14 protein-coding genes are annotated in these 18701 nt (G+C 33.0%); 5 read left to right on the forward strand and 9 right to left on the reverse strand.

Translation table 11 applies throughout. From position 1 onward, the window contains the following. Positions 1-4: 4 nt before the first annotated feature. From recA to hldE, 3 genes are all read right to left on the reverse strand, one after another. Positions 5-1117, reverse strand: coding sequence for a recombinase RecA (recA, locus tag U9966_RS06285; RefSeq protein WP_306347438.1), 1113 nt, complete (start codon positions 1115-1117; stop codon positions 5-7). 183 nt (positions 1118-1300) lie between these two features. Next, positions 1301-2230, reverse strand: coding sequence for a peptidylprolyl isomerase (locus U9966_RS06290; RefSeq protein WP_306347454.1), 930 nt, complete (start codon positions 2228-2230; stop codon positions 1301-1303). A 66-nt stretch (positions 2231-2296) separates the two neighbouring features. Further along, positions 2297-3721, reverse strand: a complete 1425-nt coding sequence (gene hldE / locus U9966_RS06295) for a bifunctional D-glycero-beta-D-manno-heptose-7-phosphate kinase/D-glycero-beta-D-manno-heptose 1-phosphate adenylyltransferase HldE (protein WP_306347439.1) — start codon at positions 3719-3721, stop codon at positions 2297-2299. A gap of 563 nt (positions 3722-4284) precedes the next feature. On the opposite strand from hldE, the gene U9966_RS06300 reads away from it, so the two are divergent. After that, positions 4285-5829 carry a BapA/Bap/LapF family prefix-like domain-containing protein gene (locus tag U9966_RS06300; RefSeq protein ID WP_306347440.1) on the forward strand — a complete coding sequence of 515 codons (1545 nt, stop codon included), beginning with the start codon at positions 4285-4287 and terminating at the stop codon, positions 5827-5829. Between the two features lie 691 nt (positions 5830-6520). Here U9966_RS06300 and U9966_RS06305 read toward each other — a convergent pair. From U9966_RS06305 to U9966_RS06320, 4 genes are all read right to left on the reverse strand, one after another. Beyond that, a complete protein-coding gene (locus U9966_RS06305; protein WP_306347441.1) occupies positions 6521-7219 on the reverse strand; it encodes a hypothetical protein in 699 nt (232 codons plus the stop codon). 12 nt (positions 7220-7231) lie between these two features. Then, positions 7232-8647 carry an OmpA family protein gene (locus tag U9966_RS06310; protein ID WP_306347442.1) on the reverse strand — a complete coding sequence of 472 codons (1416 nt, stop codon included), beginning with the start codon at positions 8645-8647 and terminating at the stop codon, positions 7232-7234. A 223-nt stretch (positions 8648-8870) separates the two neighbouring features. Continuing rightward, a complete protein-coding gene (locus U9966_RS06315) occupies positions 8871-9770 on the reverse strand; it encodes an RHS repeat domain-containing protein (RefSeq protein WP_306347443.1) in 900 nt (299 codons plus the stop codon). 53 nt (positions 9771-9823) lie between these two features. After that, positions 9824-11761: an ABC transporter ATP-binding protein gene (locus U9966_RS06320; RefSeq protein ID WP_306347444.1), complete on the reverse strand. Its 1938-nt coding sequence runs from the start codon at positions 11759-11761 to the stop codon at positions 9824-9826. Between the two features lie 173 nt (positions 11762-11934). On the opposite strand from U9966_RS06320, the gene U9966_RS06325 reads away from it, so the two are divergent. Together U9966_RS06325 and U9966_RS06330 are read left to right on the forward strand one after the other, a co-directional pair. Next, entirely contained in the window at positions 11935-12906 is a 972-nt protein-coding gene (locus U9966_RS06325; protein WP_306347445.1) for an aminodeoxychorismate synthase component I, read from the forward strand. Continuing rightward, positions 12884-13483 carry an aminotransferase class IV family protein gene (locus U9966_RS06330; RefSeq protein WP_306347446.1) on the forward strand — a complete coding sequence of 200 codons (600 nt, stop codon included), beginning with the start codon at positions 12884-12886 and terminating at the stop codon, positions 13481-13483. Before U9966_RS06325 ends, U9966_RS06330 begins: the two co-directional genes overlap by 23 nt. 20 nt (positions 13484-13503) lie before the next feature. Here U9966_RS06330 and menC read toward each other — a convergent pair whose 3' ends face one another. Then, a complete protein-coding gene (gene menC / locus U9966_RS06335; protein ID WP_306347447.1) occupies positions 13504-14484 on the reverse strand; it encodes an o-succinylbenzoate synthase in 981 nt (326 codons plus the stop codon). A 187-nt stretch (positions 14485-14671) separates the two neighbouring features. Here menC and U9966_RS06340 point away from each other — a divergent pair, with 187 nt between their 5' ends. Then, the gene (locus U9966_RS06340) at positions 14672-15691 is read left to right on the forward strand and encodes a Fe(3+) ABC transporter substrate-binding protein (protein WP_211597420.1); all 1020 of its coding nucleotides are present in this window, start codon (positions 14672-14674) and stop codon (positions 15689-15691) included. 59 nt (positions 15692-15750) lie between these two features. Here the strand turns inward: U9966_RS06340 and U9966_RS06345 are convergent, their stop codons facing one another. Continuing rightward, positions 15751-17037, reverse strand: coding sequence for an isochorismate synthase (locus tag U9966_RS06345; RefSeq protein ID WP_306347448.1), 1287 nt, complete (start codon positions 17035-17037; stop codon positions 15751-15753). A 379-nt stretch (positions 17038-17416) separates the two neighbouring features. Here U9966_RS06345 and U9966_RS06350 point away from each other — a divergent pair, with 379 nt between their 5' ends. Further along, positions 17417-18637: a pyridoxal phosphate-dependent aminotransferase gene (locus U9966_RS06350; RefSeq protein WP_306347449.1), complete on the forward strand. Its 1221-nt coding sequence runs from the start codon at positions 17417-17419 to the stop codon at positions 18635-18637. The last annotated feature ends 64 nt before the right edge of the window (positions 18638-18701 follow it).

The following is an 18701-nucleotide window of genomic DNA, read 5'->3' on the forward strand; positions in this document are numbered from 1 at the left end:
AAAATTAAAATTCTTCTTCAGAGGCTTCTATTTCTTCTTTTATTTTTTCTAATTTTATTTCTTCAATAAAATCTGCTTCTTTTTTATTCATTAGCAAATCACGAATATTTGCTTCAATTTTATCCGTTATTTCAGGGTTTTCCGTTAACCATTTAATGGCATTTGCTTTTCCTTGACCAATTTTTTCTCCTTCATAAGAGAACCAAGCCCCTGCTTTATTGATCATTTTGTGGTTTACAGCGAGTGTTAATAATTCGCCTGTTTTTGAGATACCTTCGCCATACATAATATCAAAGAACGCTTCACGGAATGGTGGGGCTACTTTATTTTTAACTACTTTTACTTTTGTTTCATTCCCGATGATTTCATCACCATTTTTGATTGGCGTAGAACGACGGATATCTAAACGAACTGAAGCATAGAATTTAAGTGCGTTACCCCCTGTTGTTGTTTCAGGATTGCCAAACATTACACCAATTTTCATACGAATTTGGTTAATAAAGATAACAAGACAGTTAGCATTCTTGATATTTCCAGTTAGTTTACGTAATGCTTGAGACATTAAACGTGCTTGTAATCCCATATGAGAGTCACCCATATCACCTTCAATTTCAGCTTTTGGTGTTAGAGCAGCAACAGAATCGACAACAATCACATCAACAGCTCCTGAGCGAACTAAAGCATCACAAATATCTAATGCTTGTTCTCCGTGATCAGGTTGTGAAATTAATAATTCTTTAGTATCTACGCCTAGTTTTGTTGCATATACAGGATCTAATGCGTGTTCTGCATCAATAAAAGCACAAGTTTTTCCTAATTTTTGTGCTTGTGCAATAGCAGAAAGGGTAAGCGTTGTTTTACCAGAAGACTCGGGACCATAAATTTCAACAATACGCCCCATTGGTAAGCCACCAATACCTAAAGCGATATCAAGACCTAATGAACCTGTTGAAACTGCTTCAATATCCAGTTTTTTATTTTCTCCTAAACGCATTACTGTACCTTTGCCAAATTGTTTTTCAATTTGAGCAAGTGCTGCTTCTAGTGCTTTACTTTTATCTTCTGATGTTTTGTTAACTTGAACTTTAGTATTTTTTGATGGTTTTTTCTCAGCCATAATTGATCCTTGTTAATGTAATCTAATTTGTTGAAGAGAATAATATACTGTTTGGATATACAGTGCAATAGTTTTTTTTATTTTTACGATCTTTATCGAAAAATTTAAATTTAGCACGGTTTTTATATAAAAAATCCCTCACGTTTTAATTGGTGAGGGAGGAAGAGTATTTAAAAAATTAAACTACTTATATTCAATTTCAGCATTTTTTCGTAATGCTTTTACCCAGTCTTTCGATACTCGTCTAGCTTGTTGATCAACCAGTTTTTTATATGCTTTTTGTAAATAAGCATTTTCAGTGGTATTTTTTTGACGAATATCTGTAACTTTTAATATATGCCAACCAAATTTAGATTGGAATGGCGCAGAAATGACACCGACCTTTGTTGAAGTAATGCGTTTTGCAAAACGAGGATCGTAAGCTTCAGGGAAATTCCAACCTAAATCACCACCATCTGCAGCGGAAATATAATCAAGAGAGTTTTTTTCAGCTGCTTTCTCAAAGGTGATATTACCTGCTTTAATATCTGCAACAATTTGAGTTAATTTTTGTTTCGCCTGTCTATCATTTAAAATGGGATTTGTTTTAATTAAAATGTGGCTAACACGGTACTGCTTTGTTGTTGCTTCTTTTACTTTTCCTTTTGCCCGATCTTCTGCAAGCATCTTCTTGCCTAATGCCTGAACTTCTTTAGGATCTACTTGAATTGATTTACCAATAGAGATCTGACGCACTTGTTCCATTTTCATCTGTTCTGCTATTTGTTGTGCATATTGATCTAATGTAATACCTTGATAATCCAATGCATCAAGAAGTTGACCATAAGTGATGCCATTTTGAGCTGCAATATTTTCAATCACTTTATAAACTTGAGCATAATCAATTCTAATATTTGCATCTTGAATAGCTTTTTGAATAAGATAATCATCAATGGTTTTTTCAAGGGCTTTTTTATAGTTAGTGTGTTTGTTTAAGTTATGTTTAACTTGGCTTTCCATAATCATATTGCCATCGACTAATGCAACGACACGTTCTTTTGCAATAGTGAATTGGCTCATTGTTATTAATGCGATAAATGTAATAAAAGATGATTTTATAAAGTTAAATTTCATCATAATTCCTTTAATTGTATAGTATAGGTTGTTTGAGTAATAGAGCGCAAAAAAGTTCATTCATTTTTAAGATGTTTGAATTTTTTTAATAATATTAGATGTTGAACAACCATTTTCAAAGTTAAGCACTTTTACATCGCCACCGTTGTTCCATACCTCTTTAGCACCTGCAATATCTTCAGGGCAGTAATCGCCTCCTTTAACCAATAGATCTGGTAATATTTCACTAATAAGACGTTGAGGGGTATCTTCTTCAAAGGCAACGACCCAGTCGACAGAAGAAAGTCCTGCTAAAACCGTCATTCTTGAATTTAAATCATTAATAGGGCGAGTTTCTCCTTTTAAACGTTTAACTGAATTATCACTGTTTACTGCAACAATCAAACGATCCCCCAGTTTTCTTGCGTTTTCTAAATAAGACACGTGTCCAGGATGGATAATATCAAAACAACCATTTGTCATTACAACTTTTTCACCTGATTGTTTTGATTTTTTCATTACAGCTTTTAATTCTTCTTCAGAGACAATACCAAATCCTGTTTCGGCACGTTGATGAATGGCATTTTCAAGCTCCGTTGGTGTTAATGTTGAAGTTCCTAATTTACCCACAACAACCCCTGCTGCGGCATTTGCAAGATAGCAAGCTTCTTCATAACCTCGACCATCAGCTAATGCGGTTGCTAACACACTAATTACCGTATCGCCAGCACCTGTTACATCAAAAACTTCTTTTGCTAAAGTAGGTAAATGGTAAGCTTCTTGATTAGGACGTAACAATGTCATTCCTTTTTCAGAACGTGTGACCAATAGAGCAGAGAAGTCATAATCAGCCATTAATTTTAAGCCTTTTTCAATGATATCATTATCGTTTTTACAACTACCAACAACGGCTTCAAATTCAGTCATATTAGGGGTTAAAAGAGTGGCGCCACGATAACGCTCAAAATCAGTGCCTTTTGGATCTATTAATACAGGTACATTCACTTTACGAGCAATTTTTATCATATCTTGCACTGCATCTAAAGTCCCTTTGCCATAATCAGATAAAACCAATGCCCCATATTGAGCAACTTCATTGGTTAATTTTTCTAATAAAGATTGGCTTGCTGTATGATAAAAATTTTCTTCAAAATCTAAACGAAGCAATTGCTGATGGCGAGAAAGTACTCTTAGTTTTGTAATGGTTGGGTGCGTTGCCAAAGCAACACAATTGTTTTGAATATGATGTGCATTTAATAATTTATCTAAAGCATTTCCAGCATCATCTTGACCAATTAAACCGTGCAAAGTAACAGGAACATTTAATGCCGCAATATTCATTGCCACATTCGCTGCACCACCTGCGCGTTCTTCAATATCTTGAACTTTGACCACTGGAACAGGCGCTTCAGGAGAAATACGATTTGTTGCACCAAACCAATAGCGATCTAACATTACATCACCAAGCACTAAGACCTTAGCATTTTTAAACTGAGAAGAATATTGCATCATAATAACTATCTATTTTTAAACTAAAATGGTTTTCTGATTTTATCATATTAAATTATATTGTGGAAATAAGCGGTAAGATGTTTCTAAAAATTTACAAAAAGCTGTAAACAAGAAGTAGGGCATGCCCTGTTTTTTATATATTTTGCACAATTGCAATATCGTTACATTTATCCCAAATTTCTAAATACCAATCCATTACAATATTTATTCGTCAAGGCATGCTTTGACGCTACGTTTTTGTGTTCACCCAATATGCGTAGAAACAGGGCATGCCCTGTTTTTTTATATATTTTACACAATTATAATATCGTTACATTTATTCCATATTTCTGAATACCAATCTATTACGAATATTTATTCGTCAAGGCATGCCTTGACGCTACGGTTGTGTGTTTACCCGATATACGTATAAACAGGGCATACCCTGTTTTTTATATACAGGCGGGCAGATATATACAAAATTATCATTAATATGAAACAAAAAATAAAATCGTTTTTTTTTTGCACAATGAGTGTATAATAAATGCACTATTGTAAAGTTCAATTAAAAAAGAGGGTATCTTATGCAAATAATTAAAAATTTAGGACAGACAAAGTATGTTTCTCTTCCTTTTGATAAACAGAATATCTTATCAATGAATAAAATCAATAATGATTTACATATTAAATTAAATAATGGAAAAGTGGTGACTGTGGAAGATTATTTTGATACACCGCGTCATTTACTCTTAAATTCACAGCAAGGAAAATCTATTCAGTTACTTGAAATTGATCCTACTTCGGGACATATTATTGGTACAAAAACACTTGAGAGTGCAGAAGCATCTGAACTATTAGGTAGCGATCTAAGTGTGTTGAGTTCACAAACATCTGAAAGTGTCGCACTATTAAATGGTTCAAATATAGCTGAAACAATGGGTGAAAATAGTGTATTAAGCACGGGTGTGATCGGTAGTACAGTCTTAGGTCTAGGTGCAACATTCGGTGCATTTTCATTCATTAATAATGACTCAAAAACTGAAGTGCCTAAAGCGGAAGAATCTAAAGTAGAAGAGCCTAAAGCAGAAGAACCTAAGGCTGAAGATCCTAAAGCAGAAGAGCCTAAGGTAGCAGAGCCTAAAGCAGAAGAACCTAAGGCTGAAGATCCTAAAGCAGAAGAGCCTAAAGCAGAAGAACCTAAGGCTGAAGATCCTAAGGTAGAAGAGCCTAAAGCAGAAGAACTTAAGGCTGAAGATCCTAAGGTAGAAGAGCCTAAAGCAGAAGATCCTAAGGTAGAAGAGCCTAAAGCAGAAGAGCCTAAAGCAGAAGAGCCTAAAGCAGAAGAGCCTAAGGCAGAAGAACCTAAGGTAGAAGAACCTAAGGCAGAAGAACCTAAGGCAGAAGAACCTAAGGTAGAAGAACCTAAGGTAGAAGAACCTAAAGCAGAAGAACCTAAAGCAGAAGAACCTAAAGCAGAAGAGCCTAAGGAAGAAGAGCCTAAGGAAGAAGAGCCTAAGGAAGAAGAGCCTAAGGAAGAAGAGCCTAAGACAGAAGAACCTAAGGTAGAAGAGCCTAAAGCAGAGGAGCCTAAAGCAGAAGAGCCTAAGGTAGAAGATCCTAAAGCAGAAGAACCTAAGACAGAAGAGCCTAAGGCAGAGGAGCCTAAAGTAGAAGAACCTAAAGCGGAAGAGTTCAAAAAAGATGTTATTATTTGTGAAGATCCTATTCTGGAGGTAATAGAAAAAACAACTAACGTATATGATACTACTGGAGTAGATGATTTTATTATTTGTGAAGATCCCATTCCTGAGATAATAGAAAAAACAACTAACGTATATGATACTACTGGAGTGGATGATTTTATTATTTGTGAAGATCCCATTCCTGAGGTAATAGAAAAAACAACTAACGTATATGATACTACTGGAGTAGAAGATTTTATTATTTGTGAAGATCCTATTCCTGAGGTAATAGAAAAAACAACTAACGTATATGATACTACTGGAGTAGAAGATTTTGTGATTTGTGAAGATCCTATTCCTGAAGTAATAGAAAAAACAACTAACATATATGATACCACTACTAATTATTCGTTGATTATTGATCCTGATATTATTTCAGTAATCTAGTATCATTTAGCACTAATAAAAAAGATGGGATTGATGCCCATCTTTTTATTTCTGCATTTATTCCACATTTCTGAATACCAATCTATTACGAATATTTATTCGTCAAGGCATGCCTTGACGCTACGGTTTATATATTCCCTCGATATACGTAGAAACAGGGCATGCCCTGTTTTTTTATATATTTTACACAATTATAATATCGTTACATTTATCCCAAATTTTTGAATACCAATCCATATACAATATCCATTCGTCAAGGCATGCCTTGACGTTACGGTTTATATATTCACCCTAGATTAATTCGTAATTCGTAATTCGTAATTCGTAATTCGTAATTCGTAATTCGTAATTCGTAATTCGTAATTCGTAATTCGTAATTCGTAATTCGTAATTCGTAATCCGTTGCTTTATTAGATTTTAAACACTATCTTGCTCTAATTAAAGTATGATCTTGCACTGCTGTAAATAAAAGGTTATTTTCAGTATTGAAATAAGTGACTAGTTAGTTGGTCGCTATTTTTACAATTTGGAGCTTTATTGTGATTAGAATTAACATCAAGCTTATTTTTTAAAGTTATTTGATACCATATTTTTATCTTTCATTGAAAGATAAATTAATTTAGGGCTGAAATTCAGCCCTTATTTTTAACTTACATACTTTTATAGAGTAAAAAATTTATTTTACCTTATCTTATTTTTTAGGAATTTCCCCTGCATCAAGTATTTCTTGCCAATCAAATAGTTTTTTCCATTCTCCATTTACGGCAAGTTTTGCTTGCTCTGGCCAAGTTGTTGGATCTTGTTTAGCAAAGCGTCCACCTGCTTTTACAAGAATTTTTTTACAGGCTTCAGGTGTCATTTCACTAATTTGTTTCCAAGTTGTAATACCTTCTTCACCAAAGAATTCAACTGCTCGAGGACCAATTCCTTCAATAATGGTTAAGTCATCTTGTTCAATTACACGACCAAATATTGTTTGTGCTTCTTGATTAGATACACTTTCTTTTTCTTCATTATTTATTTTTGAAGAAATATCAGAAATTTTCTCTTCTGCCTTCGTTTTTGTTGCCTCAAATACGCTAGTACCTGCAGCGACTGTTCGTGCAAAAAATCCAGTTACATTTTCTTTATCTTTCTTTTCTGAAAAACTTGATTTTGCAGAAAAGTTTGCTTGGTTATTACTATTTAATTGAGATTTCGTTCTCACTAATTCTTGCTTACTTTTTTCTAAATCTTCTTTACAATTTTTAAGTTGTTTACTTAGTTCATCATTTTTTTCAGATAGCTCTGCAATTTTTTTGTTACAATCGGTATGTTTATTACGACCAATTAAATAGCCTAGTAATGCACTTAAGATACCTACAATTAATGGAATAATCCAACAAAACATAATCTTTCTCCTTTATTTTGGGTTTTTATCAATAGTAATAGTTACACGACGATTTTTTGCTCGTCCTTCCGATGTCGAATTATCTGCAATAGGCATATCTGAACCTTTTGAAGCAATAATAAATTGACTGTTGTTTAAACCATTGTTAGCAAAATAATCAGCTACAAATTTAGCTCGTTTTTTAGCAATGGTGATATTTGTATTACGAGAACCTGTATTATCAGTATGACCCGTAATTACAGCTTTAGCAGAAGGATTATAATCCAAATAGCTTATAATTTGAACTAAACGTTCCTTCTGTGTAGTGGATAATTGAATGTGTGCAGATCCAGTTTTGAAATATAAGGTTAATGGATTTGCATTCAAGTTTGATAACAAAGTATCCATTTTTTGATGACGAACATTAACCGCTTCGTTATCTAATGTTTTGACAGAAAAATCTATCATTCCTAAATATTGATTTTTCTCATTAGCAACAGCTTTAGTATCCAATTTACCTTCTGTTATGATTTGCTGACTATTTGTGCCTAAAGAGATCAACTGATCTTTCACTCGTTGCGCACGAGCTAATCCAAGATTAGGGAATGGTGTACTATTTTCTTCCTCTGCGTGATAACGACCAACAACAGTTAATTGTTTATCTGAATGATCTTTGAAATATTGTACCGCTTTAGCTATATTTTGATCTAGATCAGCCATATAAGGTTGAATTGGCTCAGCCGAATTACTAGCAAAATCAAATCCATTTGTTGATTGGAAATTTAAACCTTCACCAACAATAGAGAAACCTGAATTTGTTGCTTTTGGAACTTCAACAACTGTTGGTTCTTCTACTTTCGGTTCTACCACAGGTAAAGGACGATCTACTATATCTAAGTTGATCATACCTAAATATTGTTTATCTTTATTTGCAATTGCTTCTGGATAAACTTTACTCTCAGTGATAATTTGATCAGTATTTACACCTAATTTAGTTAACTGTGCTTTAATTTTGTCAGCACGAGCTAAACCAAGATCTGTAAATCCAGTATTATTTTTTTCATCAGAATGATAGCGACCAATAACAGTTAACTGTTTATTTGAATTATCTTTTAAATATTGTACTGTTTTAGAGATATTATCATCTAAATCAGTTGCATAAGGTTGAAGTGGTTCTGCTGAATCAACTGCAAAATCAAAGCCGTGTTTACCTTTTAGGTTAACATTATCCGATACTACAGCAAATCCTGTATTTGTTGGAATAATTTCTTTAGTGACACTCTTATTATCTACAGCAATAGAGGGAGGGACATTTCCTGTCACAGTACTCGCTACCACATTTTTGCTATCTATAGTTGTTTTTTCGCAACAAAAAAAGTACTGAAAAATACAACCAATAATCCAAAGAATTGGTAGTAAAATTAAATATTTTTTATTTGATTTTTTCATCAAAACAATATCTCCATAAGTGAATATAATTTCGTCTATTCTATGGAATAAATAAGATAATTACAAGATAAAGCTCGTTTTGTACAAAAAACAAGCAAAAAATGTTGTTTTTTAAGGAAGATTTATAAGGAGCAGATTTATTCCATATTGATAAAGATGATTTTTCTGTCTTTATAGCGGATAAATATGGCAAATACCAAAGCCTTGAGTGTTGTTGTCAATGTTAGTCATAGTAGATATATTCTCTTTCAACTATTCCCAGCAAATTTTTTCCTCTATAATAAAATAGTTGTATCCAATTGTTTTTATTATCATATTTGTAAATTTGTTTATCCTTGAAACCACCAGATTTAAGGACTTGTATTTTATTACCTCTATCATCATAACGATAAACCCACTGATACTCTAATTTACCCTCAAAATTATAATGACTTTCTATTTTTAAATTATTTTTATCATCATATTGGAACGTTTTTTTAAATTGTAAATTTTTATCATCACCAGAATAAAACTTCATTTCAACTTTATTTCCTTTGTCATCATATTGATATGTCATTTTATTATATGGATCCTTTATACTATCAGTTTGTTCAATGCTTTCTATCAAATTATTTTGAGCATCATACTTATAGGTAATATTCCCATAAAGAACCTCAGAGCGATCATATTTCAGTTCTTTAATTAAATTATCTTGATTGTCATGTTTATAATTAATTTTATTATAGCTTGTTCCATCAGTATTATAAAACCTGTATTCAATCTTGTTACCTTTAGTATCGTATTTATAAGTTGAATATTCTTTAATATCGATATCATCTGAATAGATATGTTGATTTTCTTCAATTTTATTACCTTGATTATCATATTTATAGTCCCATTTATAACTTCTGAAATTGGGATCATTTTTTTCAACCAAGTATCCTCTATGATCATATTTGACCTGTACTGAACTATATAGAATTTTCTTTGTTTGGTTTTTGACTACGTACGAATTCTCAGTGTAAGATTTGACTTTGTCTTTTAATCTCTCTTTTTCCCAATCATTCTTTTCCTTTGCTGTAGCAGAACTGACGAATAAAATCACAGATAAAAAGGAAATTAATATTGATTTAAAATATGTCATTTTACTACCTTGATAATATGGAGGGATGCAAAAGTAACATCCCTACAATAATTTTAAATCCCATTCCTCATTTTTTCCAACTCTTCCCAACGCTCAAAAGCTTGTTCTAGCTCTTGCTCTTTGTCGGCTAATTTTTGTAACTGAGCATTAGTATAGCTTGCTTCTTTTACAAAAAATTCAGCTGAGTTTACTTCTTGTTGTAAGGTTTCTATCTCGGCTTCAAGCTGTTCCATTTTTTGTGGTAAACCTTCAAGTTCTAAATTTTCTTTGTAAGAAAGTTTTACTTTTTTTACATTTTTTGGTGTGGATGTGACCGCTTGTTTTACTTCTTTTGGCTCTGTCGTAAGCGGTGTCTTCTTAACTGTTTTTTGTGATTTTTCATAGGTTGCAAATACATTATCTTGTTGCTGTTTTGCATCAAAATAACCACCCACATATTTATTTACCACGCCATTACCTTCAAAGAAATAGCACTCCGTTGCGGTGTTATCAATAAATTGACGATCGTGGCTCACGATAATTAATGTACCTTGATAATTAGTCAGCATTTCTTCCAAAAGCTCCAAGGTTTCCACATCAAGGTCATTGGTAGGCTCATCCAGAATCAGTAAATTATTGGGTTTTAATAATAATTTTGCTAATAATAGACGGTTTTTCTCGCCCCCTGATAATGCTTTAACTGGTGTTCTGGCACGTTGTGGTGGGAATAGGAAGTCTTGCAAATAGCCTAAAATATGGCGTTTTACACCATTCACTTCCACGTCTTGTTTACCGTCTGCGACATTATCCATTACGGTTTTTTCTAAGTCTAATTCCGCACGGTGTTGGTCAAAATAAGCGACGTCTAATTTAGTGCCACAATGTACCGTACCAGATGTTGGTTGGAGTTGATCAAGTAATAATTTGATAAAAGTGGTTTTACCACAACCATTTGCACCCACTAAGGCAATCTTGTCACCACGCTGAATAACGGTGCTGAAATCTTTTAATAAAAGTTTGTCTTCAACACTATAACTCACATTTTCCATTTCAAAGACAATTTTTCCTGAACGGATACGATTATCAACGGTGACTTTTACATTACCTTGTACTTCTCGACGTTGTTGTCTTTCTTGACGTAATGATTTTAATGCTCTAACACGTCCTTCATTACGAGTACGTCTTGCTTTAATCCCTTGACGGATCCAAACTTCTTCTTGAGCGAGTTTTTTATCAAATAGATCATTTTGAAGGGCTTCAACTCGAAGGTCTTCTTCTTTGGTTTCAAGATAAGTATCATAATTTCCAGAATAAGAGATCAATTTACCACGATCCAGATCCACAATTCGTGTTGCCATTTTACGAATAAAACTACGGTCGTGGGAAATAAAAATAATACTGCCTTTAAATTCGAGTAGCAGATTTTCTAACCACGCAATCGCTTCAATATCCAAATGGTTGGTTGGTTCGTCTAATAATAAAATATCTGGATCTGCAACTAATGCACGAGCTAAAGCAGCACGACGTACCCAACCACCCGAAAGCTCACATAAACGCATATCAGGATTTAGCTCTAATATTTTTAAAGTATCTTGAATTTTATTTTCAAATCGCCATCCATCACTGTGTTCTAATTTAGCCTGCACCTGTGATAATTCATTCATCAGCTGGTCAGAATAGTCCGTTTGCATTTGAGTGAGGATATGATGATATTCTTTTAATAAATCCGCCAAATGAGCCACACCTTCTGCGACATAGTCAAACACAGTATCTTGAATATGACGTGGTGGATCTTGTTCCAACCTCGCAATAACAATCCCTTTTTCAACAATTAATGAACCATCATCCAGTTTTATTTCACCCGCAAGTACTTTCATTAAGGTGGATTTACCCGCACCATTTCTTCCAACCAAACATACTCGTTCGTTTGGTTCAATATGTAATTCACTGTGATCTAATAAAGGTTGATCACCAAAACCTAAGCACGCATTAGAGAGATTTAATAAAGCCATATTTTCCTTAAGGCATAATTGAAAAGATAATTAGAGTGATTTTAACAGATCTAATCATAATTATTAATGTTTGAATGTATTTATTGAAAAATTATTTAGTCATCACTGATAACTTGAGGTATGATTTAAACCAGTAGATTACTCTTATAGCAAATATTTCTTTAAATAATCCAATGCAAAATTTTATTCAAATAGCAAATCAACTTGGTAAACAAAAAGTTCCTTTTTTGTTTATTATTGATTTTGAACAACAAAAACCATTAATAGTACCTATTACAGAGGTTGATACAAGCGGTATGATGTTTGAGTTTTTTTGCAAAAATAACCTAAATAAGAAACCAATCATTACTAAACCTTTTGAATTTTCATTTATTCCGATGGAATATGCAAAGTATAAAAAAGGGTTTGAATTGGTTAAAAATCATATTCAAGCAGGTAACAGCTATTTACTTAATTTAACCTATCCTACACAAATCAATACAAATTATAATTTAGAAGAACTATTTTTTTCTGCAAAAGCAAAATATAAATTGTTACTTAAAGAACAGTTTGTCTGTTTTTCACCAGAAACCTTTGTCCGCATTGAGAATAATAAAATTTACTCTTACCCGATGAAAGGCACTATTAATGCCAATCTCCCAAATGCAAAACATACTTTGCTAAATTGTAAAAAAGAGATTGCAGAGCATAATACTATTGTGGATTTAATTCGTAATGATTTATCCATTGTGGCAAAAAATATTGAAGTTACAAAATACCGTTACCTTGAAAAATTAAACACTTACAAAGGTGCAATTTATCAAACCAGTTCTGAAATTTGTGGGGAATTATCAACTAATTGGCAAAATGAAATTGGAACAATTCTAGCAAAATTATTACCTGCGGGTTCAGTTAGTGGCGCACCAAAAGAAAAAACGGTTCAGATTATTCAACAGGCAGAAAAACAATCTAGAGGCTATTATACTGGCGTTTTTGGTTATTTTGATGGTGAGTATTTAGACAGTGCCGTCGCCATTCGCTATATAGAAAAACAAGGTACAAAATTAATATTTCGTAGTGGCGGGGGAATTACGTCACAAAGCAATATTGATGATGAATATAATGAAATTTTAGAGAAAATTTATGTGCCAATTTCCTCTCTTTGAAACACTTTCCATTGTAGATGGAAAGATCCAAAATCTTAAATATCATCAGCAACGTGTTGATTATGCAATAAAATATTATTTTAACAGCAAACAAGCGGTGAGATTTTTTTCAGAATTTACAATTCCTAATAAGTTTCAACAAGGGCAAGTACGTTGTCGTATTGATTATAATGCGACAGATTTTAATTGCCGATTTTCTTTCTATACACCTAAAAAAATTGACTCTTTTCAATGTGTTTACACACAAAATTTAGATTATCAATTTAAATATGCTAATCGTGAAAAATTAGACAATTTAAAAAGACAAAATAGTGATGAAGTGATTATTATCAATAACGGCTTTGTGACGGATTGCACTATTGGAAATTTGATTTTTCTAAAACAAAATCAATGGTATAGCTCAAATCATTATTTATTAAAAGGAACGCAACTAAGTTATTTAGTGGATCAACAAAAAGTACAACTTATTGATATTCCAGTTGAAAAAATAGCTGAATTTGAAAAAATTATGATGATCAATGCACTTAATCCATTTGATGAAAATAATACGATGACTATAAACTGTATTAAAATTTAAATCTTTTTTATATAGTATTTTTATATAGTAATAACTAACTCTTCAACAAATTCACTATTGAGATTGACTAAAGGTAATGTAGAACTTCCAAAGGGTCTTACAAGTTGCTGTTGCATTAAGTTCAACGTATCTAAACCTGCAATAGAATTTGGCGTATATTGAGAGGAAAAATGAGCCAATTGAGAAAGCCCAAGACTAGATTCAATACTTGAACTAATCACTGCCTGCAAACCTTGTTGATGTGTTTGTTCAACCAGTTTTTTACATTTCTCAAGTGAACCTGTTAAGGTCGGTTTAATAATTATAGCGGTTACATTAGGTTGTTTTTTTACAAAAAAATCAGGTTCTCGTGAAGTTTCATCCCACGCAATAGGGAGTTGAAATTTCTCCGCAAATTGTTGTGAAAGTGTTGCTGTTTGGCAGGGGTCTTCAATAAATTCCAATCTTGAGCGGTGACATTTTGCAAATTTTTTACCAAATGTGACCGCTTGTTGCCAATCCCATTTACGGTTTGCATCTAAGCGTAGAGTTAAATTTGGTATTTCTACAAGAAGTTGATTAATTGCCTCTGCTTCTCGTTCTGGTGGCTGAATAGCAATTTTTACTTTCGCTATTTTGGTTTCCATCTGAGCAAGCTGAGTAATAAATTCTGTTTTATTTCCTTTAAATAAGGGGGCGGTTTGTGTCTTTATTTTTTCTGTGCTTAGCTCATTATTTAACTCTGCAAATGCACAACTTAATCCAAAGGCAACACTAGGGTAGCATTTCTCTAACTGCAAATTTTGATTATAATGTAACCGCTTCAAAACTTCTCTAACTTGCTTTTCTGCTTGCGGTAGTGTTTCTACACTAAAAGAAGGCAAAGGTGCAATTTCACCTATACCTACTTTTCCTTTTTTTGTTAATTGCACAATCAATCCCTGCCGTATATTAAGTGTTTGACCTCTTAATATAAGCTCTGTTGTAATGGGTAAATGGTAGCGATAAAGTTTAAATTGCATTGAATATTGGTTATCTTTTTTAAGTTTTAATTATTATAAATGATATATCCTATAAAATCGTCTAAAAAATTATCAATAATAATTCTCATTGACATTATTGGGTTTAAGAACTATTATTTGCTCAATTCCTATATAAAAAATAATAGGTTTTATTCTCTTTTTTGTCCAAAAAATAAAGGAAACTATGATGAAAAAAATTTTATCAACTTGTGCTTTAGCACTACCAATCGTTTTATCTACTTCTGCATTTGCAAAAAATGAAGTGAATGTTTATTCATATCGTCAGCCTCACTTAATTAACCCAATGCTTAAACAGTTTGAAAAAGACACTGGAATTAAAGTAAACGTGCTTTTCTCTGGTAAAGGTTTAATTAAGCGTATTCAAGAAGAAAAAGATCTTAGCCCTGCAGATGTGTTATTGACAGTAGATATTTCTCGTGTAATGGAATTAGTAGACTCTGGTTTTGCACAAAAAGTTAAATCTAAAGTTCTAGAAAAAAATATTCCATATCAATTCCGTGATTCAGATGGTGATTGGTTTGCATTAACCACTCGTGCAAGAGCAATTTATACCTCAAAAGATCGTGTAGGAAAATTACCTGCTGGCTTTGATTATATTGATTTAGCAAAACCTGAATATAAAGGTAAAATTTGTATCCGTTCTGGTAAAAATGCTTACAATGTATCACTCTTTGCCTCTTTAATTGAGCATTATGGCGTTGATGTTACTCGTGGTTTCTTGAAAGGCTTAAAAGCAAATCTTGCTCGTAAACCACAAGGTAATGACCGAGCTCAAATCAAAGGGATCGCAGCAGGTGAATGTGATTATGCCATCGCAAATAGCTACTACTTTGGCAAAATGCTTACAGATGAAAAACAAAAAGCACAAGCGGAAAAAGCCATTATCAATTTCCCTACAGGAAAATATGGTACTCACTTAAATATTAGTGGTATGGCATTGAGCAAATATGCACCAAATAAAGAAAATGCAATTAAATTAATGGAGTATTTATCTAAAAATACTGCACAAAAATTGTATGCTGAATTAAACCACGAATTCCCTGTGAAAAATGGTGTTAAACGTTCTAAATTAGTAGCAAGTTGGGGTGAGTTCACCGCTGATAAACTTCAATTAGAAAAAATTGCAGAGCATTATAAACAAGCTCTTCAATTAGTGGATGAAGTACAATTTGATATTGAAAAATAGTTTTTGATTATATTGTGATTTAAGGGCGAATTAAATTCGCCCTTTTTTTATATGGATGGTTATTTTAATAATTTAATCATCGCTAACGCTTTATGCTGAATTTCTTGCCATTCCGATTCAGGGGTAGAATTTCTCATAATTCCTGCTCCAGCATAGACGGTTATTTTGTTTTGTTGAATAAGAGCAGAACGTAATGTAACACAAAATTCGGCTTGTTCAGTATTTAAAAATCCAAGTGTGCCAGAGTACCAATTTCGTTCAAAATTTTCAGTTTGGAGAATAAAAGGGATAGCGGTATTTCTAGGATATCCAGCCACTGCGGCGGTTGGGTGAATTTGTTGTAAACATTCAGTATCACTGATATTTTCTTTTAATTCCATTTCAATTAAGCGACGAAGGTGTTGAACATTTGGTAAACGTTTGAGATGTGGTTCACCAATAGTGATATGATGAGAATAAGCGTTTAAGTTTTCACTAATATCATCAACAACATATTGATTTTCCAAATTATTTTTAGGGTCGCATAATAACCATCTTGCATTTTCTTTGGTCTGTTTTTGGTGATCTGTAACTGCAACAGTCCCAGCTAGTGCTTCTGTATAAAATTGTTGTTGTTCTCTTTTATAAAGTCGTTCAGGACTAGATCCCATAAAGGCTTTTTCATTCGTTTCTTGCCATAAGAAATGGAAACAATGTTTATTTTTCTGTTGACTCAATGCTAAAAGATCGTAGGCAGAGATAGAATTTTCACAAATAAAATCAGTGGCATTAGCTAATACAACTTTGTTAAATGTTCCTTTTTCAATATGTTGAATGGCATTTTGAATATTTTTAGACCATTGTTCAAAATTGGTATAGGGCATACTTTTTAATAGATTACATTGTATTTTTTCTAATTCAGCGAATTGTTCAAAATTTTCAAAAAGAGTGTCGATAATTGTTTTTTCTTGTATTAAATGATTACCATCAATCACTAAGCAAGCGGTGACTTTTTGTTCTTTTTTTGCAAGTAGTAAACGAGGTAGAATAAAACAAGCTTCCCCTGAAAAGGGTATTCCACCAACAAGAGTGCAGTGATTTTTGTGGCTAAATTGTTGTGCTTGTTGAATATTATTAAAAGATTTTACGGAACCAATAGCCGTTAAAGTCAATGTATTAATACGATTTTGCCAATAGTACTTAGGGTAGCTATTTTGTGCTTTTAGCCAACTTAATAGTGATTTATTCTCAATAGAACAAGATTGCTCAGCGTGGAGTATTATTAATCCATTATTGACATTTTTATGTTCGATAATTTGATCTAATTGAATTTTAAGTTGATTTTTTAATTGGTTAAATAATGTCATTGGCAGATTTATAATGTTGAGTAAATGTAAGTAGTGTATGGTTAATAATTTCTTTAGGGTAGAGCGTACTTTTAATTTATCATTTCCCCCCTCCTAACCTCCCCCCGTAAACGAAGGGAGGAATAATTACACATAGACAAGATCTCCATAATTCCTGCCCTAACCTCTCCCCGCAAACGGAGGGAGGAATAATTGTATAAGCTCCAAATTCCCTCCTCCGCTTGCGGGGGAGGGTTAGGGAGGGGGAAAAGTATGCGGTTTCCCTGATAATTTCTTATATTTTAACCTATTTTTTCTTTAAATTCTGAATAAGTTAAGGTAAAGTTGTTTGAACTCAATTTTTTAATGAAAAGTGACAAAAGTTAAAATAGGTAAAAATATGAAAAGTTTTCCAAAATCCAGCAAGTTAGATAATGTTTGTTATGACATTCGAGGTCCTGTCCATAAAGAAGCAATGCGATTGGAAGAGGAAGGGCATAAATTACTTAAATTAAATATTGGCAATCCTGCACCATTTGGTTTTGAAGCCCCTGATGAAGTATTGGTTGACATTATTCATAACTTACCGACAGCACAGGGTTATGGTGATTCAAAAGGCTTATATTCAGCTCGAAAGGCCATTGTGCAATATTATCAATCTAAAGGATTATTAGATATTGATGTCAATGATGTCTATATTGGTAATGGTGTATCTGAATTGATCACAATATCAATGCAAGCATTATTAAATGAAGGCGATGAAATCCTTATTCCAATGCCTGATTATCCTCTTTGGACGGCTGCTGCCACTCTTTCAGGGGGTAACGTTAAACATTATTTGTGTGATGAAGAGAATGATTGGTTTCCAGATATTGCAGATATTAAATCTAAAATTACCGAGAAAACCAAAGCCATTGTGGTGATTAATCCTAATAATCCGACTGGTGTGGTGTATAGCCGTGAGATTTTATTAGAAATAGCACAAGTGGCACGTGAGCATAACTTGATTGTATTTGCCGATGAAATTTATGACAAAATTCTATATGACGATGCTGTTCATTATCATATCGCTGCATTAGCCCCTGATCTTTTCACAATTACCTTAAATGGCTTGTCAAAGGCATATCGAGTCGCAGGATTTCGTCAAGGTTGGATGGTATTAAGTGGTGGAGCAAAATATCAAGCAGAAGGCTATATTGAAGGATTAGATATGCTTTCTTCTATGCGTTTATGTGCCAACACGCCAATGCAACACGGTATTCAAACTGCACTAGGTGGTTATCAAAGTATTAATGAATTTATTATTCCAGGTGGGCGTTTATTAGAACAACGTGATGTGGCATATAATTTAGTAACTCAAATACCGGGAATCAGCTGTGTTAAGCCAAAGGGTGCAATGTATTTATTCCCTAAAATTGATACCGAAATGTACAATATTAAAGATGATCAGAAATTTGTATTGGATTTATTAAAGCAAGAAAAAGTACTTCTAGTACAAGGTACAGGTTTCAATTGGCATAAACCTGACCATTTCCGTATTGTAACCTTGCCTTATGTGTATCAATTAGAAGAAGCGATTGGACGATTAGAGCGATTTTTGAAAACTTATCGTCAGTCGTAAATATAATATTGAGAATAGCGGTCACTTGTTTATTAAAATTTGCAAAAATTAAGGAAAAGTGACT

Source organism: Pasteurella atlantica, from assembly GCF_963693435.1.
Taxonomy (GTDB): Bacteria; Pseudomonadota; Gammaproteobacteria; order Enterobacterales; family Pasteurellaceae; genus Phocoenobacter; species Phocoenobacter atlanticus.